Annotated in this window: 25 protein-coding genes and 2 riboswitches; of the genes, 4 read left to right on the forward strand and 21 right to left on the reverse strand. The window is 36.7% G+C overall.

The window, feature by feature from the left end:
* Position 1: 1 nt before the first annotated feature.
* The 11 genes from JSQ81_RS05385 to JSQ81_RS05435 form a co-directional block, all read right to left on the reverse strand.
* Entirely contained in the window at positions 2–1,234 is a 1,233-nt protein-coding gene (locus JSQ81_RS05385) for a hypothetical protein (protein WP_212606688.1), read from the reverse strand.
* A complete protein-coding gene (locus JSQ81_RS05390; protein ID WP_212606689.1) occupies positions 1,234–1,647 on the reverse strand; it encodes a hypothetical protein in 414 nt (137 codons plus the stop codon). Before JSQ81_RS05390 ends, JSQ81_RS05385 begins: the two co-directional genes overlap by 1 nt.
* A gap of 315 nt (positions 1,648–1,962) precedes the next feature.
* Complete coding sequence (locus JSQ81_RS05395) at positions 1,963–2,379, reverse strand: hypothetical protein (RefSeq protein ID WP_212606690.1); 417 nt, start codon at positions 2,377–2,379, stop codon at positions 1,963–1,965.
* Between the two features lie 110 nt (positions 2,380–2,489).
* On the reverse strand, positions 2,490–2,801 hold the full coding sequence (locus JSQ81_RS05400) for a hypothetical protein (RefSeq protein WP_212606691.1): 312 nt from the start codon (positions 2,799–2,801) through the stop codon (positions 2,490–2,492).
* Positions 2,802–2,848: 47 nt separating this feature from the next.
* Positions 2,849–3,187 (reverse strand): hypothetical protein, encoded by a 339-nt coding sequence (locus tag JSQ81_RS05405; protein WP_212606692.1) that lies wholly within the window; start codon positions 3,185–3,187, stop codon positions 2,849–2,851.
* Positions 3,188–3,274: 87 nt separating this feature from the next.
* Positions 3,275–3,709: a hypothetical protein gene (locus tag JSQ81_RS05410; RefSeq protein WP_212606693.1), complete on the reverse strand. Its 435-nt coding sequence runs from the start codon at positions 3,707–3,709 to the stop codon at positions 3,275–3,277.
* 632 nt (positions 3,710–4,341) lie between these two features.
* Positions 4,342–5,052, reverse strand: a complete 711-nt coding sequence (locus tag JSQ81_RS05415) for an NERD domain-containing protein (RefSeq protein WP_212606694.1) — start codon at positions 5,050–5,052, stop codon at positions 4,342–4,344.
* Positions 5,053–5,339: 287 nt separating this feature from the next.
* Positions 5,340–5,885, reverse strand: coding sequence for an HD domain-containing protein (locus JSQ81_RS05420; RefSeq protein WP_212606695.1), 546 nt, complete (start codon positions 5,883–5,885; stop codon positions 5,340–5,342).
* A 17-nt stretch (positions 5,886–5,902) separates the two neighbouring features.
* Positions 5,903–8,389 carry an AAA domain-containing protein gene (locus JSQ81_RS05425; RefSeq protein ID WP_212606696.1) on the reverse strand — a complete coding sequence of 829 codons (2,487 nt, stop codon included), beginning with the start codon at positions 8,387–8,389 and terminating at the stop codon, positions 5,903–5,905.
* A 239-nt stretch (positions 8,390–8,628) separates the two neighbouring features.
* Positions 8,629–9,099 (reverse strand): peptide-methionine (S)-S-oxide reductase, encoded by a 471-nt coding sequence (locus JSQ81_RS05430; RefSeq protein ID WP_212606697.1) that lies wholly within the window; start codon positions 9,097–9,099, stop codon positions 8,629–8,631.
* A 13-nt stretch (positions 9,100–9,112) separates the two neighbouring features.
* Positions 9,113–9,601 (reverse strand): nucleoside deaminase, encoded by a 489-nt coding sequence (locus JSQ81_RS05435; RefSeq protein ID WP_212606698.1) that lies wholly within the window; start codon positions 9,599–9,601, stop codon positions 9,113–9,115.
* A 218-nt stretch (positions 9,602–9,819) separates the two neighbouring features.
* A riboswitch (Lysine riboswitch) is annotated at positions 9,820–9,997 on the forward strand.
* A gap of 124 nt (positions 9,998–10,121) precedes the next feature.
* Here JSQ81_RS05435 and dapA point away from each other — a divergent pair.
* Positions 10,122–11,006 carry a 4-hydroxy-tetrahydrodipicolinate synthase gene (dapA, locus tag JSQ81_RS05440; RefSeq protein WP_212606699.1) on the forward strand — a complete coding sequence of 295 codons (885 nt, stop codon included), beginning with the start codon at positions 10,122–10,124 and terminating at the stop codon, positions 11,004–11,006.
* 94 nt (positions 11,007–11,100) lie between these two features.
* Here the strand turns inward: dapA and JSQ81_RS05445 are convergent, their stop codons facing one another.
* Positions 11,101–11,328 (reverse strand): hexameric tyrosine-coordinated heme protein, encoded by a 228-nt coding sequence (locus JSQ81_RS05445; protein WP_212606700.1) that lies wholly within the window; start codon positions 11,326–11,328, stop codon positions 11,101–11,103.
* Between the two features lie 63 nt (positions 11,329–11,391).
* Positions 11,392–12,114, reverse strand: a complete 723-nt coding sequence (locus JSQ81_RS05450) for an FG-GAP repeat domain-containing protein (protein WP_212606701.1) — start codon at positions 12,112–12,114, stop codon at positions 11,392–11,394.
* Between the two features lie 460 nt (positions 12,115–12,574).
* Here JSQ81_RS05450 and menC point away from each other — a divergent pair, with 460 nt between their 5' ends.
* Positions 12,575–13,690: an o-succinylbenzoate synthase gene (menC, locus tag JSQ81_RS05455; protein ID WP_212606702.1), complete on the forward strand. Its 1,116-nt coding sequence runs from the start codon at positions 12,575–12,577 to the stop codon at positions 13,688–13,690.
* Between the two features lie 100 nt (positions 13,691–13,790).
* Here menC and JSQ81_RS05460 read toward each other — a convergent pair whose 3' ends face one another.
* The 3 genes from JSQ81_RS05460 to JSQ81_RS05470 all read right to left on the reverse strand — a co-directional run bounded on the left by JSQ81_RS05460 (position 13,791) and on the right by JSQ81_RS05470 (position 15,928).
* Positions 13,791–14,408: an NUDIX hydrolase gene (locus JSQ81_RS05460; protein WP_212606703.1), complete on the reverse strand. Its 618-nt coding sequence runs from the start codon at positions 14,406–14,408 to the stop codon at positions 13,791–13,793.
* A gap of 78 nt (positions 14,409–14,486) precedes the next feature.
* Positions 14,487–14,927: an NUDIX domain-containing protein gene (locus JSQ81_RS05465; RefSeq protein WP_212606704.1), complete on the reverse strand. Its 441-nt coding sequence runs from the start codon at positions 14,925–14,927 to the stop codon at positions 14,487–14,489.
* A gap of 107 nt (positions 14,928–15,034) precedes the next feature.
* Positions 15,035–15,928 (reverse strand): GNAT family N-acetyltransferase, encoded by an 894-nt coding sequence (locus tag JSQ81_RS05470; protein ID WP_212606705.1) that lies wholly within the window; start codon positions 15,926–15,928, stop codon positions 15,035–15,037.
* Positions 15,929–16,317: 389 nt separating this feature from the next.
* Positions 16,318–16,418, forward strand: a riboswitch (TPP riboswitch).
* Between the two features lie 147 nt (positions 16,419–16,565).
* Between JSQ81_RS05470 and JSQ81_RS05480 the strand changes: the two genes are divergently transcribed.
* Positions 16,566–17,318 (forward strand): 3-oxoacyl-ACP reductase, encoded by a 753-nt coding sequence (locus JSQ81_RS05480; protein ID WP_212606707.1) that lies wholly within the window; start codon positions 16,566–16,568, stop codon positions 17,316–17,318.
* Between the two features lie 81 nt (positions 17,319–17,399).
* Complete coding sequence (locus tag JSQ81_RS05485) at positions 17,400–18,707, forward strand: LLM class flavin-dependent oxidoreductase (protein WP_212606708.1); 1,308 nt, start codon at positions 17,400–17,402, stop codon at positions 18,705–18,707.
* A gap of 69 nt (positions 18,708–18,776) precedes the next feature.
* Here the strand turns inward: JSQ81_RS05485 and JSQ81_RS05490 are convergent, their stop codons facing one another.
* The 5 genes from JSQ81_RS05490 to JSQ81_RS05510 form a co-directional block, all read right to left on the reverse strand.
* Positions 18,777–20,018 (reverse strand): NADH:flavin oxidoreductase/NADH oxidase family protein, encoded by a 1,242-nt coding sequence (locus tag JSQ81_RS05490; protein WP_212606709.1) that lies wholly within the window; start codon positions 20,016–20,018, stop codon positions 18,777–18,779.
* A 36-nt stretch (positions 20,019–20,054) separates the two neighbouring features.
* Positions 20,055–20,975: an HNH endonuclease gene (locus JSQ81_RS05495; protein WP_212606710.1), complete on the reverse strand. Its 921-nt coding sequence runs from the start codon at positions 20,973–20,975 to the stop codon at positions 20,055–20,057.
* Between the two features lie 293 nt (positions 20,976–21,268).
* A complete protein-coding gene (locus JSQ81_RS05500; RefSeq protein WP_212606711.1) occupies positions 21,269–21,700 on the reverse strand; it encodes a YrhA family protein in 432 nt (143 codons plus the stop codon).
* Positions 21,701–21,717: 17 nt separating this feature from the next.
* Positions 21,718–22,167 (reverse strand): immunity protein YezG family protein, encoded by a 450-nt coding sequence (locus JSQ81_RS05505; protein ID WP_212606712.1) that lies wholly within the window; start codon positions 22,165–22,167, stop codon positions 21,718–21,720.
* A gap of 27 nt (positions 22,168–22,194) precedes the next feature.
* Positions 22,195–22,644, reverse strand: coding sequence for an SMI1/KNR4 family protein (locus JSQ81_RS05510; protein WP_212606713.1), 450 nt, complete (start codon positions 22,642–22,644; stop codon positions 22,195–22,197).
* Positions 22,645–22,654 lie beyond the last annotated feature (10 nt).

Consider the following 22,654-nt stretch of genomic DNA (forward strand, 5'->3'; position numbering starts at 1 on the left):
CTTACACTCCTTGGCTAATCTGCCTTGCTAGGTCTTCATCGGTATCTTTCACTTTTTTTATACTTGCCTTGATGTCAGTAGCAAGTTGGTTAAAACTTGCCCCGATTTGTTTAGCCTTGGCTATTTTCGCCTCATAATATGCAGTTGGTTTATTTACAATCTCATATTTCGTAGCCCCTCCTTCTGCTAAAGCGTCGATGATTTCATAATAACTTAATTCAGTGCCAATCAATTTTGCTCTTTGAACACCCTCCGCCCAAATTTCTTCCACTCCAAGTATGGCATCTTGGTAAACTTTTATTATGTATTCCAATCCTATTTCCATTGAATTAGAGGCAGATTCTAAAACGATCAATGCTTCCGTATCATTTAAGTAAATTTCCTCATTAGTAGATAATCCTCCGCCACTAGCTTTTAATTTCTTTGAAAGCATTGCCAATTCAATCATTCTCGCGTACATTAGTTTTTCTGCTTGTACCAGACGAGCCTCTTTATTGGCGTATGTATCTTTAATAATGAGATGACCTTTCTCATCAAACTCCCAACTATCCAAGTTATGAAATGTCAACGTGTCTCTTATATGTCCGCCCATATCCATGTCTACTAAGATTTCTGCTCCAGTTCCATTGCTGCCAAAATTGCCAATCCAATCTTTTTTATTCCGGTAATTAAATAGCATTCCTGGATTCTCTTCTACCCAAACTTTTGCATCTTCTGATAGGATTTTATATGGATCGGGACCATTAAATCCAACATTCTTCCAACCATTTTCGGCCGCCACAAATAATGCGATGAATTCTCCTAAAGAATGACCTGTTGTGGTCACAACTGCAGTTGGATAATCACTTTTAATATCCTCTGCAAAGTTCTCTGCCGTGATAACCTGTCCCTCAATTAAAGAGTCAGCCGGGTTAAACAGTGTTGATGTGTCTAGCTGTTTACTACCAACAACAACAGTTTGATAATCTGTCCGAATATCTAAATCATCGCCTGGATTTGTTCCAGCATAAGCAATGACAATCTCAGTAGTATCGACTTTCCCATTTATAAATGGTGCTACAGCCATCGCTTGCATGCCATTGGATGTGTTGTCTTCGATTTTTATAACCTTATAAGTAGAGTTCTCTCCTTCCAAAATTGCCCCTTCTTTTAAGTCGGCATTATAATATTTATTATTCTTATCCACCCTATAAACATACTCACTTAATTCTTTATAATTTTCTTCATCGAACATTAAACTTCACCTTCATCTTTATTTGAGTAAATTACTCGGACTTTATTTGTTGTGACACCTCTAACTTGAACCTCCCTGTCCTTCACTACATTTAAACCTATTTTCCCTGATTTTTTCCAAAAGCTATAACTAAAACTAACTGACTCATTTTTTTGATTAGTCATTTTTATAAACATGCCATATGAACCTGTCATTTCATCGTAGACACTCTTTTCAAATTCTACAGACTTTATGTCCGCATATCTGTTCTTCAGCGCTACTACAGACATCCTTTCTGCTTCAATTGATCCCTCTTCTGCTTTTTGCACTTTTATTTCTTCTTTATCCCTCTGGTTATCCATAAACACTTTCCCTCCAATGCCAATCATTAATAATAAACCTATTACAACAAACAGCCAATTTTTTTTATTCATGTATTTAGTCCTTCCTGTGAATTATTTACAAGATAAGAAGACTATCTATTAAATTTCACTCAAGTTATAAGTACCTAATTATACCACTTTCAGCCGCTAAGTATAGTTCGGTTCATTCACTTAATAAAAAGGTACCTGTGCACGGTGCAATTATGACAATTCACAACCTTAAATTAATATACAAAAGGGATATCGACAAAGCGTTACGCATTCGATATCCCCTTTTTTCTTTATGCAATTGTAGTGAATTAACTAAATCGTGTCTTGCACAGGTGCCTCTAACAGGGCAAAATTCAAACGAATATAGAACAAGATCTAGATAGTCGATATCCGTTTAATAACGAATACACTTTTTAAATAATAGCCTAAATAATAAGCAGCAAACATAAGTGAAAAAGCGATTAAGCTCACTAACCAAATGCCCATACCCCCCGGAATTAAGAACGAAAATATGCTAACGACAGGGGCAGCAATATTAATCAACGGTAAATAATAATGCTGGGTAGCCAATCCAAATATATTAGCCCAATATTGATCTAATATAACTTCTTGATAGATGATAAAAAAGAGCATTAAGAGAGCGGGCAAATGCGCAATTACGGCAGACTTTAATGGTGTTTTTTCAAACTTATAGCTTATAAACCCAACCGTTATCCAAAAAGACAGAAATATAAATCCGATTAGTTTAAAAGGCAAAACGTCATCTGGATTTTGCATCAGCCATGAATTCATGAAAAAACCCACCGCAAAAGGGATAAGCCCTAGTAAAAACAAAGTCATTTTTTTAATAATAACTACCTCCCTATTTAAGTATCAATAATCACTATATTAAATTTGCCAAATCATCTTAAGGTGTCATCGTGTCCTATTTGGTCTAATATCCAGTCATCATCCTTTTCTTTAGAATAACCGGTAAAATACGTTTTATTAACTTCAATGAGATTCCAGACCATTGGTTCTTCGACAATTATCATTACGTTCTCTTGATTTGTTTCATTGTTTGGGTCAAACGCTATTATCCATGCTTCTCTATAATCCTCCGAATACCCTTTTTCAACTACATACAAATAAGACGTCGTTGATGTATAGGGACATCCACAAGCTGCAATTACCAAAAGGAACAGGATCATCAATGAACTTAAAATCTTTTTCATTTTTCTTCCCCCACAGTTGATTTTTCTCGACGCCATTGATAATAAAACTATCCAATATAATGAAGAATCAACTGATATAACGCGATAGAAAATCCTAGAATACTTGCTTTTACTTTGGCAGGATGGGATCTTTTATTGCCATACAAATAAATGGACATAAATATAAAGCCTACCGGAAGCCATATTTCAAAGGCGCCATTCATTGTACTTTGAGAAAAAACCGGAGCAATATAAGCACTAATAAGAAAATAAAAGAAAATCGTAAAGCGCCGTGTTTCTAACTGTTTGCTCCACCTAACTAGAAGGATAATAATTATAATTGCGATAATCGTAATGTGTAAATGAGGTAAATGAAGAGAAATACCGTTTCCTAATTCGTATTCCATCTTTCCCCGCACCTCTCGTTCAACTACTTAACAATCTAACCAATTCTAGCGCAGCTGTGTTCATTTATCGCGCCCTTTACAGAAGACTTAACCTTCACTAATGTCGTCTAACGCCTTCCGTATTTCTTTTTCAAATGGCACACTATCTGAATTTATATCTAGTTCATGCACATAAAAAATCAATATATTTCTCTTTTCGAACGTACTAGCAGATACCAGTTCCATTGTCGCAGTATTTTCGACAAACTCTTCGATACCCTTCTCACGTTCAATTTCTGTTTCGAATTCAAAAATAAAAAATGGTTTTTCGCTTAACTCATATGCTCTTGGTTTTACATTTCTTAGTTTTGACCCAAAGACGCTTTGCGGAAATTCAGCTTCCACCAAATTAACACCATTCTTTTGTAATGCTGTTACTACTTCTACTTCAGTAATATGGGAACTATCATTTACTTGAACAGATTGGCAGGAAACTAGGAGCAACAGTAAACATAAACTAAAAATCCTTCTCAGTTCGTTCACCCCATCCGAAAATTATCCGTAAATTCGTACAGAAGGAAGGTAAAGTAGTTTCGTGCAAGACTATTTCACCAATTAATTATCAGCATTAAAATGCTTAAGATAAGAAGGTAAGGAGATAATATGATTTTCCTTGTTGTGTCTTATGCTTCTTTTCATAATTAATCACCATCCCCCTCCTACGAATTTTTTTGTACCCCACAAGCTAGTCAGTTTGTCGAATATAGATTACACCAATAGTTTTCAGGCAATTACAACTAGCATAACATTTACAATTGAATAGACATATAGCTTTTTTCTTTAATCGTCTATTAACTTTTCGCGGTAATAAGCACATTTCCTTGGATTATACTAATTCATTGCTTTGAATAAAAACTTAAAGAACATAGTCTAAAGAATTTTCTTAAGTTATTATTTTTATAGTTAGTTCTCCACGATAAATATAAATAATCAACCGATGAAGCACCTATCTAAAAAAAGCCGCTTGGAATATCAGTTAAAGTCGACTTTCCAAGCAACTTCTTATTTATAGATGAAGGTTTATCAAGATGAATTACGCGGCATTCCGTCAACCAATCCAAATCCCATCTGAAGTGCTTACTAAACAGCACTCACCCCTACCCGCTCGCCCTATTTCACAATTTGCCGTTAAACCTACACTTCGGATAATTACTGCAACCTAAAAAATTACCATACGGACCTGTCCGATTTACCAGCTGACCCGAACAATAAGGGCATATCCTTTTCGCAATTGCATCATTTATATTGTTCTTTTTGTTTCGGATATTTATAATATGTTCGGAACTTAATGCCTTGTTGTTTTGTTGTTGAATGCGCTCCGTAATACTTACAATCTCTGAATGCGAAAGGACAGGCGCTTTCATAGATTTGATAATGGGATTTACTCGATGGGTATAAACGACATAAACATGACTTGAATGTATTTGAATTTCTTTCAAAGTGGCTTTAGGAGAAAAGTTTATGATTGAAATAAATGGGATATTCTTATATTCGGGCAACATACCTTTCAAAGCCCTAATATGACCTTGATTTTGTTTGATCGGATTATAGAATTGTTGTCTTTTTTTATAGATAACTTGGGTCCACTGCCGGTCTATTTCATTACCATAAATCCACCCCTGATAATTTTTCGTTTCAACAACAAAAATTCCATAGATGGAGACAATAATATGGTCAATTTGTGTTGTTTTCCCTTGCGAATTTTGTAACGTAATATTGTGCAGAACTTTATATTCATTAGTATCCAGTCCCATAAAAAAAAGACGTGAAACACCCTCACCGATCACGCCTTTTATATTCGCCTTTGTAAATCTTTCGAAAAACATAATACTCCCCTTCTTTCCTTTACCACTTTCTTATCATTTAAATCAACGTTAGAAAAAAGGTTTTACCCATATCGCGTAAAACCTTTTACAATCTAATTTTTATCACATAAATTTATGTTAAACAATCGCATAGCCAATCCCCGATGCGCCACCAGTAACAATCGCTACTTTATCTGATAGATTTGTCATAAAATTAGAACCTCCCGTTATTCTGAAAACGTATTCACTAATTAAGTTCTACAAAAAAAACGTGAAACCTTCTTTTTGACGATTTTCTGGCATGTCGATTAGATTTCTCCAAATACCTCTAATACTTCCCTTTCCAATTCCCCGATCAAGCCAAATTCACTTTTTCGCGGCAAGAGTGTTTTTACAATACTACTGTAGTACCAGTGCTGGTCGACTTTACCGCGGTTGAATCGATTCCAAACATCATCGCCATAGCTTTCAATGTCAGCTCGAATGGATTTGATATTATGTAACTTATCAGCTGTGATAACCTGTATTTCTTCCAAACCAGCACGACTTAATTGATCAATCATTTGTTGTTTGCGTTCAAACCACGCTAAACTTTTATCTTCTTCCGACGCAGCAAGAACGAGTTCAGCCACACGTGGTCCGAAATGCTCGGCTAACTCCTCAAAAGTAACGGGCGTATCTTCCAACGTGTCATGTAATATTCCTGCCGCGACTACTTCATCGGTACACTGCAACTTTTGAAGACACATCCCTACCGCAAATGGATGGGTAATATACGGCGTATTTGTTCCTTTACGCATCTGCCCAGCATGTGCGATTGCGGCGAAATTAATTGCTTTTTCAATGATATTCATGAAAGGACCCCCTTAATTTAACTCTTTATAATTTCCATCAACATATTGATCAGTTTTTCTTTTTCACCGCTTTCATTCGTCGCAACCCTTAATAATGGCAGATTATTCTTCGAAAATATACTGTTTTTCAACGCATCTCGATTTTCCTGTTTTTCATCATTCCGATGAAACATAACGCCGTCAACTTCAATGGCCAATAAAGCTTCTTTATCCAATCTATTAAAAATCAAAAAGTCTACATGTGACCATGGGTTTTCAGCGAATTTCCGTTCCTCCTCAGTAAGATTCGAGAAGTTTCTAAACAAAGAATTAAGCGGAATATGCATCACACATTTGAACGACCTGAATTCGGGTAGTGACAAGACTTCCTTAATAACAGCGTACATTAAGTTTTCAGACTCAAACTCAGAGACATTTTCTTTTGTAGTCCTATACTTCAACAATGCGCTCGAATACTCCGTATATAATAAATCAAATACCGAAACCTTTTGACTTTCAATAACATTGGAAAACGAATTATATTCAACATAACGAATCAAATCACCTAAATAGGAACCTTGTTGTTTAAATAACCGATCTGATGTCACGATAATCAATTCATCAACTGCTCTTGATACTGCTACATTAATCAAGTTTGCATCGTCGATAAATGGTGTAATGTCATTCGCAACTGTTGTAAATATAATCGTTTTCTTTTCTCGTCCCTGAAATCTATGGACTGTGTCCACTTCTAATGCTGGATATTGAATATATTTTTTTGTTTCTTTGACATGCATTCTAAAGGGCGATATAACGCCTACCCCGCTACAACTCCCATACCTTGAAAGATCAGCATGAAGAATCTCATCCCGCACCACTTCGATTTGACGCACATTATACCACCCTATTTCCCTGCCCGTATTATTTCTTCTGGCATGGTTACCGGGGGCAGTTTTGTAAATCTTTAGGGGTTGGTCGTCAACATCTTCTTCAGTCATCACGATAAGTTGATTATCATAAAATCTTTCATTGCAAAACCCGATGATTTTCGGATGGCAGCGATAATGTTCGCTTAATAAAGTTACAGGCAACGATTCCTTGTAGAGTGCCATGAACGAAGAGATGATACTGTATTCACTATAATTGTACGCATTGTTTATTCCCGTATTGGCAAATAAATCATCGCTAATCTCCTCAATTTCCGTAGGCACAATATGAGGCAACTGCTTAACATCACCGACAATAACAATATTTTTACAACAAGCGAGTGCCAGTGAACCCGTTACTAGGTCGACCTGTGAAGCTTCATCGATAATGAGGTAATCAAATAAGAAACCATCCGGAATGCTCGTTAAAATTGAATGGGTAGTACTTAATACAACGGGATACTCTTTAACAAAATCTTGAAATTTATATTTATAGTTGCCAATAGAATACTTTCCTTTTTTCCGAATTAAATTAGCAAACTTTTGGTTTAACGTTCCTTTAAATAAACGCGAGGATATTTCTTCATACTCCTCTAATAGCGCCTGATAACTTTTGTTTTCCAATCTATTTTCCAATACATTTATTTTACTTTTTCTATTTTCAATACTTTTTATGTAATAATCCTTTTTTAAAGAATTAATAATATGAGTCCGACTTTTCGTAATGACTCTTTGTTTATATACACCATATTGTATAAAAAGTTTTACCTTAGACATAAATCCAGTGGGTTTACCAGAAGGATTAATGCCTTCGAGCTGGGTAATAAAATTTATAATACGTTGACTAGACCATTTCTTATAAAATGAATACTTTTTCACATCTATGTACGCGTCTTTAAATTCTTTTTCAAAATACCTTTGTTCAACCTGTAATTTAGCTAACTCCTCTTTAAGTTTAGCCATTTCCCTTTGATCTTCTAATAAAACTGTAAGCTCATCTGAAATCATTTGAAGATGAGTGACACTGCTTACTCTTTCATCATCTTCTAGTTTCCATCCAATCATATCCGGAACTTCTGGTTGGTATTTTTCAAAGAAGTCCTTTCTATTTTGATAATTGCCTAAAAGTGATGTCATGAAGCCAAAGTTGTATTCTTCAAGTTTTTCTTGTACATTTTCAGTTGCAGAATTATTACCTGAAACTATGGCAACTGACTGCCCTTTTGCGACAACATTCGCGATAACATTAAGGATTGTTTGCGTCTTCCCAGTTCCAGGCGGCCCTTCTATTACGCTTATTGAATTTTCCACTGCCTTTTTAACGGCTTCTTTTTGACTTAAATTAACCCCAAAAGGAAATATGAGCGGATCTTCATATTTTTCGTTCGTTATTTTTGTCTCTGACAAGTAATGAGCTAAAACGCTATTTCTATTTGGCTTGCCTAACTTTTCGTATTGATTCAATAGAATAGATTTTCCGTTGTTCTTAAAACCGATATGTGCGGATAATTCTTGTAAATAATTGATGACATCTCTTGATTGATTAATCTCTCTAGATACAGCTAGCGGTCCTTCTTTTTTCCCCCTATAAGTTACCACCACTCAATCCTCCCCCGACGGTCACTTTTCTTGGATTATACTTCCAGAAAAAGCTTATACAATATTATTTTAACACAACTACAAATGAATCCACTCACGCAATCCGAAGAAGATATTGTTGCCTACTCTTTAATTACAGAATGTTTCGTGAACAGCGGTGTGAGTCCTGATACATCATTAGATAAAAAAACCTGATTCCTGCTGTTTTAGCGAAGAATCAGGTTTTCGATTTTACATAATCATTTATATCTACTTAATATTTCTTCTGGAATATGACAATAATCATTTGGATATCTAGCTAACCTATCTTGATGTTCTTCTGCACTTCTCACATAGTTTTTAAGAGGTAATACTTCAACAACTATACGGTCATAATCAATTCTCTCACGAATAAACGCTTTCGCCTCTTTTAAGTGTTCCGGCTTATCACTATATATGCCTGTTCTATATTTCTCGCCAACATCCTGCCCTTGTTTATTCAAACTGTATGGATCAATGACTTCAAAAAAATACCCCATTAATTCCCTGATTGTTACAACCGTCGGATCAAATCCCGTTTTTACACATTCGGCGTACCCATCATAATCACCCTCCAGTGTATGACTTGTACCATTAGCTCTTCCTGCTTCTGTATGTATAACGCCAGGCAAAGTTTTTATAAAAGCTTGTACGCCCCATAAACAGCCACCTGCAAAATATACGACTTCCATATCGCACTCCACCTTAACGTTTCTCCGCATAAAACTGACGGTGGAGTTCGCGCATTTGCTCCGCAAGTTCAGGAACAGGGCCGTCTACTGGAGTATCACGAATAACATCTTGAATCGGAAGATTACGAACGCGCGATTGCGATACATTAACCTCCATTTCGCTCAACCACTGTACCAGTTGCTTGGACGAGCTGACATAAACAATTCGACCCAAACCTACCCAACCGTGGGCTGCAGCGCACATAGGGCAATGTTCACCCGAAGTATATACTATCGCCTTCTCTCTATCTTCCAACGTCATATTCTCGGCTGCCCAGCGCGCCAAAGCAAATTCCGGGTGTTGGGTGTGATCACCACCTCCAACGTGGTTACGGTCTTCCGCAAGCACCTCTCCGCCCGCTGACACCAGTACTGAACCAAATGGCTCGTCACCTTTTTCTAGAGCAACCTTCGCTAGTTCGATGCAACGTCGTAGATGCTTCAAATCTGTATCATTTATCATAATGAATCCTCCTAGTACTTTATTATTTTTCAGGTCGACAATCATGGCAAATGAATCTTATTGAAAAGTCAATGAAGTTTATATAACTAGTATAACATTAGAATTAAAAAGTTTTTGGAGCGTCGTGCAAAATAACAGAGGCACTCTATTTCACTTGCAATTTTACGAGATCACATGTACAGTCATAGTAATTGAACATTATCTTATTTCAAACTTGAAATAAGGATAGAGGCGCAAAAACCATCAGTACACAACTTGAGGATAATAGGATCCTATGAAGGTTGCGGAAAGGGGAATTTGCCGAAGTGGAGAGAACCTTATTGTCTCGAAGCTGGTTCTGGGTTGAATAAGTCCAGGATTGTCATATAGGAAACTATATGGAGGGCTATCTCATGCGAAGAAATAGATTATTATTTCAGAGCAACAACGAGCCCTCGTTGTTGCTTTTTTGCATTCATTTACAAAATGCCCTTCTCCCTTTGTTTGATTAACAAAATAATTGATAGGAAGTGGAGAACGAATGAATTTCGGACAAATTGTAACAGCTATGGTGACGCCTTTTGACAGGCAAGAAGAAATCGATTTTGAAGCAACAAGAAACTTAATTGAACATTTAATCGAGAATGGAACGGAAAGTTTAGTCGTGTCAGGTACGACTGGAGAATCTCCGACTTTATCGACCGAGGAAAAAGTAAAATTATTCAAATTCACAGTAGAAGTTGTGAATGGCAGAGTACCGGTTATTGCCGGCACAGGCTCGAATGACACAAGAGCATCCGTACAATTAACAAGATTAGCAGAAGAGACTGGTGTCGATGCGGTGATGCTTGTGGCTCCATACTATAATAGACCATGTCAAGAAGGACTTTACCAACACTTTAAAACAGTTGCATCGGTCACTTCTTTACCAATCATGCTTTATAATGTACCTGGGAGATCGGTCGTCAGCATCGATGTCGATACAGTCGTTCGCCTCTCGGAAATTTCAAACTTCGTTGCCATCAAAGAAGCTAGCGGCGATTTAGATGCGATGTCTGAAATAATCGAGCGGACACCAAGAACATTTTCTTTGTACAGCGGTGATGACAGTTTAACCATTCCAGTACTATCCATCGGCGGAGCCGGCATTGTATCGGTCGCATCTCATATATTAGGAAATGAAATGCAAACGATGATCCAACATTTTAATAGAGGCTATGTTGAACAAGCAGCTAGAGACCATAGAAAACTCGTGCCTGCAATGAACGCACTTTTTGCCGCTCCTAGCCCATCACCTGTAAAAGCAGCACTAAATTTAAAAGGTATCCCAGTTGGCGGTACGCGCCTACCAATGATTCCGTTGAATGAAGATCAATTGCTTTCACTGAAATATGCTATAAATTGCTTTGAAGAAGTGACAATCTGATAGAACTCAAAAATTACAACTTCATACAATAGCAAAAGACACTTTTCTCAAATAGAGGAAAGTGTCTTTTTAACTAGCACTGCACTTAGTATTTCTAATTCCAATAATTATTAGCAAAAGCAACCGTTTGAAAATGTATGGCGACAACTTGTGAAGTTGCGATTAAACTATCCGCATTTCTAGAATAAACTGGACGCAGCACTTTCCTGATTTCTTCAGAAGGTTGGGTAACTGCTATCCCCTTTTGTGCGAGCTTTACTGCTAAATTAAAACCTTCTTCTGGCGTTTTTGTCTTCAGCGTTTGCAGCTGACCGTTCGACATGTAGTTCACTTCCTTTGCACACATTCTAAAGTTATCGTATGCAATCCGATGAGTGATTGTTTTTTATTCCGTTCCGAAAATCGCTAACCATTGCTGCCATATTGCAAACTTTTGTCCATCCCATTGCAGTGTATTGATCACATACCCAAAAGAATCTGCATGGTAAAGCCCGCTAATTTTTTGATAAGCTTGTATTTCAAACACACCATCATGGTCCATGTCGACTGGATAGAATCCGCTAACCCCATCAGCCATACCTGTAATTTGTTTTTTCAATGTCCCATTTTCATTATAGATTTGCGATAGATAATCGGCACCCCTGCCATTAATAGCAATGAGAAACGATTGGCCCGTCGCCAAACTTTCTACATTTATTTTATATTGATCTAAATAAGTGACTGTATACTGATTCATCTTATTATATTGTTCAAAGTCAAACAATTTCCGAGCCTGATTATTAACGAATGAATAAATAAAATTATACGTAAATGCACCAGATCCGCCTGATTGAATGGAAATTAGAATGTCCATAATTCCATCCTTGGTGAAATCTCCTAGGAACACGGTTGGTTGGTAACCTGAATTACCACTTTCATCTAGCGGAATGGTATGAACTTTTCTTGTTAAACCATCTTGAATATTTAATGTGATTTGCTCTAAATAGGGACTCGATGGATCTGCCGACTTTACTGCTGTCAAATATACGTAATCTGTCACCCCGTCACCATTCACATCACCATATGCACCGCTGACGATTTCCGGTTGTCTGTAGCGATTTACATACACGCCTCACCACTCCTACCTGCTCTTTTATATCAGCATATTCACTCAAGCCGCTTGGTGATTTAATTTAAAAGGTACCATTTAAAAGGTACCTGTGCAAAGTGCAATTATGACAATTCATTGATTCGGATAAAAATTCAAGAGAATATCGACAAAGTGTTGGATTTTCGGCATTCCCCTTTTCACTTTATACAATTGTAGTGTATTATCTGAATAGCGTCTTGCACAGGCACCTAAAATCTAGGTATCTGACACTAGGTAACAAGACACTTAACAAAGGTACAAAACCAGGAATAAGTGAATAAAATATAAAGAGTATAAAAATTTTCATATGGTTTTTCATCGATTGTTTTATTCAGCATCCGGTTTTTTTACTCCCCCCTACTATTATGTTTAGCGGTAAAAAGCATGACGAGATTGGTACATTTCCTTGAATCACACTAATTAAAAAGGAGATATATGTATGAAGATTACTGAAGTAAATGTATACAAATTGACAATGAACATGCGACATCCATTCACGACAAGCTTTGGTACGCAACAACTAAGAGAATTTGCATTAATTGAAGTGAAAAACGAACATGGGGTTACCGGCTGGGGCGAATGCGTCACAACGGGAGAACCTTTATACATAGAAGAATTCACAGATGCAAGCATACTGATGTTGGAAAGATTTCTTATCCCAATCGTTCTTACTAACGAAATTGAACATCCAGACGACTTGGAAAAGCACTTTAAACCATTTAAACGCCATAATCTAGCCAAGTCATCAATAGAAGGCGCGATATGGGACTTATACGCGAAAGAAAATAATCTTTCACTCGCACAAGTATTGGGTGGAAAAAAATCTTCATTTGAAGTTGGCATAAGTCTAGGGATTGAAAAAAATATTAATGATTTACTCACGAATATTCAAGAAAAGATCAACGAAAATTACCGAAGAATCAAAGTGAAAATAGCCCCTGGCAAAGACATTCAAATTGTAGATAGCATCAGGCAAAAGTTTCCCAACATTCCTTTAATGGTAGATGCGAATTCTGCCTATACATTAAAAGACGTGGAAACACTTAAAAAACTCGATCAATTCAATTTGATGATGATTGAACAACCGTTAACAGCCGGAGATTTAATCGACCATGCAAAATTACAAAAAGAAATCGATACCCCCATCTGTCTTGACGAAAGTATCCACTCCTATGACGATGCTAGACAAGCGATTGAACTGAAAAGTGGTAAAATAATTAATATGAAGATTGGAAGAGTCGGAGGCTTAACGCAAGCGAAGAAAATTCATGATTTATGCAAAGAACATAATATCCCATTATGGTGCGGGGGAATGCTTGAATCTGGCATTGGAAGGGCACATAATATTGCGATTACATCTTTAGATAATTTCATATTACCAGGAGACACAGCCGCTTCCTCAAGGTATTGGCATAAAGATATTATAAAACCTGAGGTTGTTGTGGAAAATGGAATACTTAAAGTACCGGAAGGATTAGGAATAGGTTATGACGTAGATATGGAAGAAGTGTTAAAACATACAACTGAAAAACTAAACTTTAAATACAATGCTTAATGTTAAAGTGAAGATGCTCATCTCCACTACTCTAAATGGGCGCAGATTTTTAGTAAGGAATCGCGCCCGATTGCGGACAGTTAACCTTAGTTTTATTAATTTAATCAAGGTATACTGGCTGATGCGGATTATGTAAATGTTTAAAAGCCAATTGTATTTGCGATTCTGTGTTTCTTGCTACTGATAAGGGAGGTAATTCGTTTTCAGCAAAGAAATCAACTGCACTCGTTTCTATGCCCGTTTCTGGTTTCCCGCCAACGATTTCACATTGAATAAATAATTTATAAACGTGATAGGCAGACGATGGGTGGGAATGAAATTTTTTATCCATTACACCTATCAATTTAGTCGCCTTCACTTCAAACCCCGATTCTTCTTGAACCTCATTTACCGCAACCTCACTCGGAGACAAACCAATATCACCCCATCCCCCTGGTAAAGCCCAAACATTGTCAACATCTTCTTTAACCATTAAAACTTTATTATCTTTAAAAACAACTGCTCTAACATCAACCTTGGGAGTAGCGTAACCAGTTTCATTAGCAAATAATTCTCTTATAACAGTTTTGTCCATTTCTGTTTGTTGCGATAGCATTTCAACACTAATATTCCTTATCACTTCAAATCTTTCAATGTCAAATTTATTTCTTGAATAGGTTAAGCCCGCCTGTGCAATAGATTGTAATTGTTTTGCCCATTCAAGCCATTTAGGTTCCATCTTAAATCACTCTCCGTTGAATTTCTTATAATAGAATTAACAAACCTCTGCTCGCAAGCCTTTAGGCAGCCCCATCGATCAGCGAATAAATGCCGCCTCCTTTTTTGAGAGAGCATCTTCTAACCATTGAGGGTGCATTGTTAACAAATCATCTGGCAAGTTGTCCTGACTAAAAAATTTAATTTCAAGCGATTCATCTGAATTACATTTAAGTTCCCCGCCTGTAATTTCAGCAAGAAAACAAGTCGTTATAAAGTGAACTACTTTGCCATTCGGATAATTGAAAACTTGTGAATCAGGATCGGAATAAATACCAATCAGCTTTTCAATTCTTATATCTAAATTCGTCTCTTCTTTCACTTCTCTCATGGCTGCCTCTGACACTGTTTCACCAATTTCCACATGTCCTGAAGGGATTCCCCACAAGCCCACATCAGCTCTTTTTTGCAATAAAACTTGATTCTCTTGGTTCAAAATAATTACAGCAACTCCAGCTTTTAAAGCATCGATTTTTTTCACTTCAAAACTCCTTTCTTCTTGAAAACGGTCCATTTGTTTAATACAGTTCTAATTAATATCATTCGAATTACTACAACTAGCATGACATTTATACACACTACGGTATCCTATTTTACATCTTTGCTTAGCCTGTAATAGTCCATTGTAGAAGTCACCTCAAAACCACAGGATTTATAAAGTCTCAAAGCATTTTTGTTTTTCACGGCAACTTGCAGCATGATTTCATTCATTTGCTTTGCCTTTAGCAACTCCACTGATTTAATTAATATCTCCCTGCCATAACCCCTGCTTCGATATTTCGGAAGGACTCCCAACCCATAAATACCACCTATACCATTACTCACTTCCAAATGGACCTTCCCAATAACAGCGCCTTCAAATTCTGCAATATAAATATCTACCCCGCGGTTTGCTTCTTCCTCCGGGAGTATTAGATCTCCTTTCTCGGGGTCTACATCAAAATAGACGGCATTTTGTCTTGCAATTTCATTTACATCTTTATTGGTTGCTTTCCTAAGTCTCAATTCGTTTAAATCTGTGCTGTTTATTGAATCGCCTTTCAAAAACATTTCATATTCCGAGTTATCATAGTAAGCGCCCGTCCGCTTTATAAATTCAAGACCGGGAAGGGATTGATGATCACTCAGTAAATACATATCCCGTGAACTCCTTTTGTCCCACTCTTCTTTCACTAAAGAGAATAACCTGCTAAAGACTCCCATTCTCCTATACTCAGGATGAACCATACCATTGACTTCTAACGTTTCCCCGCCAAATTGACATATACCTATATATCCAATAAGCGTACCACCATCATAAAACATAAATTCATTGATTTTATTAAGATTTTTACTCTTATCTATAAGTTTATAATCAAGCTCTAGCTTAAGTGTTATATTATCGTTTTTAACACAGTACTCCATAAGGCTTTTTATATCTTCATACTCCCGGTAATTCAATTGACTTGCTAATTTTATACGGGGATTTTTTATCTGGTCCATGGTTTTGATTACCCTCTTTTCAACTTATCTTTTGCTCTTCCTAAGGATTGCTGAAGATTATTCTCCATCTCTTTTTTATAGTGATCAGTTTTGACATAACAAAGTGAACCATTTAAACATCGTGAAACTGTTGTATCTGATACCCCCGCTTCTGGCAACGTCTTTTATCGATGGCTTCTTCATTTCTTCAACTCATTTCAATAATACCAGATATTCCTTCATTGGAAGGTATCTATCATCAAACATTCGTTATTATACATCAGCATCACTTTTTGGTCCTCATCTTAATCATATAAAGCATTCGACTACAATTGTAGTGAATTTATTGAATAGTGTCTTGGATTACTTGACATAAACTTCTAAAAACTATACATTGGACATAACTTAAATATATTCACTAGGGGTGTTATTTAACTGAGATGAGTATTTACTCAAACCCTTTGAACCTGAACTAGTTAATACTAGCGTAGGAAAGTGTAAACTATATTACATACTTAAAGGGTTACTTTGCCTTATTTTTAATATGTAGTTATTTGTTTTTACGCAACTTTCCTGTGGAGAGGTTGCGTATTTTTTTATTTTATCAATCGTTTTATTATTTAAGTTTCTTCAAAACTAAAAATAAGGAGTGGTTATGATGAGTAGAACAGTATTAGTAACAGGTAGTAGTAGAGGTTTAGGTGCATCTATTGTAAAGACTTTGGCACATCAAGGCTTTAAAGTGATTATCAACTACTATAAAAGCAAAGATGCCGCTGAGAAGCTCGTTTCTGAGATTGGTGAAGAGAATGCGATTGCAATTCGAGCTGATGTAACAAATCGTAGTGAAGTAGATGAAATGATAAAAAAAGCAACAGAATATTTTGGTCAAATAGATGTTGTCGTCAACAATGCATTAGTAGACTTCAAATTTGATCCAAACAAACAGAAATCCTTCACAGAACTCACTTGGGATGACTATCAAAAACAACTAGATGGTACTTTAAAAGCAGCATTTAATATAGTTCAAAGTGTCATACCCCAATTTATCGAACAAGAAAATGGAAGTATTATAAGTATAGGTACTAATTTATATCAAAATCCAGTTGTACCCTACCACGAATACACAACAGCTAAAGCCGGATTAATAGGTTTTACACGTAATATCGCATCCGAATTAGGACGATATGGTATAAAAGCGAATGTAGTTTCTGGTGGATTATTAAAAACGACTAACGCCAGTGCCGTTACAACACCAGAAGTATTCGATTTAATTGCTCAATCAACGCCATTGAAGAAGGTGACGACACCTCAAGATGTAGCCAATATGGTCGCTTATTTATCCTCGGAAAATGCGGACGGTATTACAGGTCAAAATATCACAGTGGATGGCGGTTTGACAATGAACTAATAGCTTAAATTACAATACATAATCTTTCAAAAAACGGAGTATACAAGATAGTTAAAAATGATGTATTCTGAGGTGTAATGAATGACAAAAACTAAAGAAAAACAACTACACTTAGGTGTTTTGCTGTATGGATGTGGACATCATCAAGCTGCTTGGTTAATGCCTGACTCAAGCGTTGAACGTATTGGGGATATTTCTTATTACCAATCTTTAGCACAGTTAGCGGAAAAAGGTTACTTTGACGCAGTATTCTTTGCTGATAATCAATCATTTCCAGCTAAATATGCTAGTGATATGCCCGCATTTTGGTTTGATCCAATAGTCAATTTAACAGCTATTTCTCAAGTGACAAATCATGTGGGATTAGTTTCAACAATTTCAAGTACTTTTTCTAATCCTTTCACAGCTTCACGACAACTATTAAGTCTAGACCATATTACAAATGGACGTGTTGGTTGGAATCTCGTCACGTCAATGACTGATTTAGAAGCCTTAAATCATAGTATGGTAGAACTACCTCCTCATGACAAACGCTATGAGAAGGCAGATGAATTCGCTGCTTTAATGAATAAGTTATTTCTGTCATGGGACAGTAATGAGTTTCTACATCATCGAGCAGAAAGAAAATTGATCAATCCTTCAAACATTCAGCCTTTTAATCACGATGGCACCTTTTTTAAAGTGGATGGCCCATCCACTACGCCAAAAAGCCCGCAAGGCAAACCAGTAGCAATGCAAGCGGGGGCATCTAAACAAGGCATTGCATTAGCCGCAAAATATGCCGATGCAGTCTATTCAGTATCGTGGAACTTAAACCAAGCAAAAATGTTTCGCGAAAAGTTGGATGGACAAGTTAAAAAATATGAAGACAGCAATAGACATATTAAAGTATTTCCGGGCTTAGTAACCTATGTAGGTCATACTCATGAAGAAGCTTTAGCTAAAAAAGCGGCATTGGATGAGCAGTTACCTATTGAAACAGCTTTAAAACAGTTGAGTTTCTTTATTCAACAAGATTGTTCTAATTGGGAAATTGACAAAAAAGTACCTCAATTACCCCCAGTAGAAGAATTTACGGGTCCAGTTGGACGTTACGAAACGATACTAGAAATTATTAATGATACTCAACCTACAGTAAGAGAATTATTGGGATATCTTAATGCAGGCGGTGGACATCACACGCTGATAGGTACACCCGTTGAAATTGTGGATCAGATGGAGATCTGGTTTGAAGCTGGTGTGGCCGATGGATTTAATCTTATGCCGCCTACATTACCCGGTAGTTTAGAAGACTTTGTCGAATTAATTGTTCCTGAAATGCAAAAAAGAGATATTTTCAGAAAAAAATATGACGGTCATACCTTGCGTGAACATTTAGGATTAGAATAATAATTTATTATTTATAAAGGTACCTGTGTCACAAAGAATCATGATTGTTTGTGACACAGGTACCCAAAATTATGCTCTCCTTCTTAAAAATACGCTACGCCCATTTCCTAGAAGATTTTGTAGTAAAGATATCCAAACGTTATGATTAGGGTTTGGAGATTTAGACTTTCCAATCCTCGCCAACTGCTGTTCATACCAACCAATTTCTAACAAGGAAGCATTTTTATCTATTAATTTAATCCCCGTTTTGATGGATTTTGCTTGAACGGTTTCATAATTGCCATTAAAAATTCTATCCGCCAAGTCCGGAACTAAGGCAAAAGGTCTTGCTATTCCAACCATATCAATTTCTCCGTTCGCAACAGCTTCTTCCATCCCTTTTTGAGAACGAAAACCGCCTGTAACTACTAATGGTGTAGAGATTAATTTCTGAGAAGCCTTTTTTGCATAGTCTATAAAATACGCTTCTCGTTTTTTTGTTGTTTCTTTTACATCTGTCCCCATCATGATCGGATTCTCGTAATTTCCCCCAGATATTTCAATGAGATCAATCCCTATTTCGGACATTCTGTGAATAACTTCCATGGATTCATCTTCAGTGAATCCACCCTTTTGAAAATCAGCAGAGTTCAGTTTAATACCGATTGGAAATGAAGCTCCGACTTGTTTTCGAATTTCATGATACGTTTCTTCCAAAAATTTCATTCGATTCGCTAAGGTCCCTCCCCATTCATCTGTACGTTGATTGTGGTAAGGGGATAAAAATTGGTTGAAAAGATATCCGTGTGCTGCATGGATTTGAACACCTGTAAAGCCTGCTTTTTTAGCAATTCTTGCCGCTTCACCAAACCGTACAATCAAATCTTCAATTTCAGACACCTGAAGAGCGCGCGGTTGGTTAAAGAAACGCTTTAATCCTCCTGATAGAGGAACAGCACTTGGTGCTACAGGCTTTTTTGAAATCATTTTGGGTGATTGCTTTCCTGGATGATTAAGCTGCATCCAAAGGTGAGTTCCATTTTCAGTTCCAGCCTTCGCCCATTTCATTAACATCTCTAAATCACGTTCATTTTCTACTGCAACGTTATTCGGCTCACCCAGAGCATTTCGATCTATCATAACGTTTCCTGTCATGACAAGACCAGCACCCCCATCAGCCCAGGTTTTATATAAAGTAACCAATGACTGACTTGGATTTTGATTGGTAGTTCCCAACGCTTCACTCATGGCAGATTTAAAGATTCGATTTTTAATAATAGTTCCATTTGGAAGTTGTATAGAATTCTCCAAAACTGACTTTAATTGATTCATCTTTTGTAGGTCTCCTTGTTGCACAGTTACGTGAATTCACTCTTTAAACATATGCTTCTTATGCCACTTCAGATATGGCTTGTTCTTCTCAGTTCTGTTCACGCTCATCTTCATTTGAAGTCCATACTTATCGTAATCCACTTCAGGGATTCTAGATGAAATATGGATTTTACCTGTTCCGTCAAATGCAATAAGGCCGTTACGGTAAAGCGCATCATGATTACGACAAAGAAGAATACCATTGTTTGGATCGATACGTTCATTGTTCGTACAGTCTTTCCATGGTTTTGCGTAGCTTGCTTGAAGCAGTTCTGGCAACTCGATGTCACAAAGCGCACATTTACCATGCCATAGTGGCAACAGTTCATTTCTGAACCTCTGATGCCCTAGTCGTAATTTAGTTTTCGTTTCTGATTCAGTTTCAGCGAGAAGCGGGATGAGGAAATCATGTTCCGTCTTCTGCACGGTGCCCATCACGAATTCCAATTGTTCTTCATCGATTTCATAAATGTTCAAGCCCGCAATCAACTCTACCAGTTTAATGGTCAGTTCTTCGTTGCATGGATAAAGATAGCCTTGATTACCATTGGCATTCTCTTGAAATGCGGAATACTTTATAGGCAATAGCGGAAGGATTTCATCAAAATAATCTTCAATCGTTAACGGCTGATCGAGTTCATAATAGTCGACCTCCACTAAGTACCCCTTAGCATCTTCAATGCCTGGAAGTGGAATTTCGGAGGGCTTATATGCTTCTCTGTATCCTGATTTTGCTACACTAATTGCGACAATATCTCCTCTTACATAATGAAAGATGCGATCGCCTTCCGCTACTTCTTTCATGCGTTCCCAGAAATGGTGGACATTGCCCACACTATCTCGTTGCAATGACCAGAGGACACCTAATTCTTTCTCATCATGGTAGGTACGTCCTTGCATAACGATGTAACTTTCCATGGTTCTTCACTCCTCTACAAACTGCTTAGAAAGTTCATTAAAATTACCCCTTTATTCATTTCTTACTTCTCTAATAGCGTTATATATTTATAAGACTTGGAATCCACCCATTATACTACATATTTCATCCTGAAAAACCCCGAAGTGATTTTACGGGGAATTAAGGCGACACTGTGCGAAGCATAATACCCAAAAAAGAAAACCTTGCAAGGCATTTAGCCAATACAAGGTTACTTTTTAATAATGCTGTATTTGGTTTGAATAAACTAAGTCACGCCAATATAAGAATTGAATTACAACAGAATTTTTTCAAGAGCTTCTTTCAACATAAAGTCGAAACTCTCAAATGACTGAATTACAGTCCCTGAAGGTTTATCAAGATCTACGTAAACACCTACTTTTAAATCAAAACAATACCATGCAGTATCGGAATCGCCAAAAAACACATATTTCTTTTGCCAATCATTTTCATACCAAATCTCGTTGGTCTCAATAAACCCATGAACTCCATCAACACCGTAGATGACTAATCCATTAAAATCTAATCCATTAATTTTCTTGAGAAATTCAATATATGACTCGGGTAATACAATATGTCCCAAGTTATCCTGAATAGTCTCGATCATTTTTATTATTTCTGTACCTAATGCCGGTTTTTTAAGTGAACTTCCGTATTTAACTTCAATTTTCTCTACTTCTATCAGCAAGTCTTTCCACTGGGGCATATTTATTCTCCCTCTTTTTAAATACCTTTTATCTCTTCAAACCACTCATCGGCAAAATCACTCGCCGTTTTTATATCCTCATTTGTGTGTACTAAGTCATACTTGTATTCAGCATGGAACCTGCCGCTCTTAACTTCATATATTAATTTCAACTCTGTAGGCATATCTCTATCGCACTCCTTGCATAATTCTGCGATTTTTTCGATATCATCATTGATGATTCTTAATACCATTAACTGCCGTTCTGTAGACACATCATATCGTTCGTCTCCATTCTCCAATGCATCATTCACCTTATGAGACTCTAAATATCTATTATTAATTAAATAAAAGAAACTGCTCGATATCATGCCTTCTTCACATGATCCATACACATATACTTTATCGGCCTTATCTTCAACATATTCCATACAAATGGCTATCATATCTGCCTGCAATTCACTAAATCTATCTTCAAATTTATTCATACCACTTTGCACCCCCAACGTACAGGTTTATTCAGCATTGTCTTCGTATAAACTCTTTATGAATTCATCAATATCATTTGCTAAAAAGTACATATTGCTCATATCATCAAAATCCACTGGTTCTAGTTCATGATCCCAAAAATAAATCCTTTCGTAATAAGGACCCTTTGTTCCCAAGCATATAACGTTTCCCGACGGGTCATCTGCAATTGGAATAAAACCTGCGGGTAACCTCTCATCCATGATATCTATAAAATCCGTTAAATTATCATACATATCACCAATTCCATAAAAAACACTTAATACGCTTGGTCCTTGTTCATCAGATATCATAAATACACTAGGTTTTACTTTTCTACCGTTCCATTTCAGAAAAAATTCCTTATACAATTCCGTTAACTTAACATCATTTTCACTTTCAAACTTTTCTAGTTGTTTTAACGAAAGATTATCATGTGAACCAAAAATTCTCGCCATATATATCCCC

This window comes from Sporosarcina sp. Marseille-Q4063 (assembly GCF_018309085.1).
GTDB lineage: Bacteria > Bacillota > Bacilli > Bacillales_A > Planococcaceae > Sporosarcina.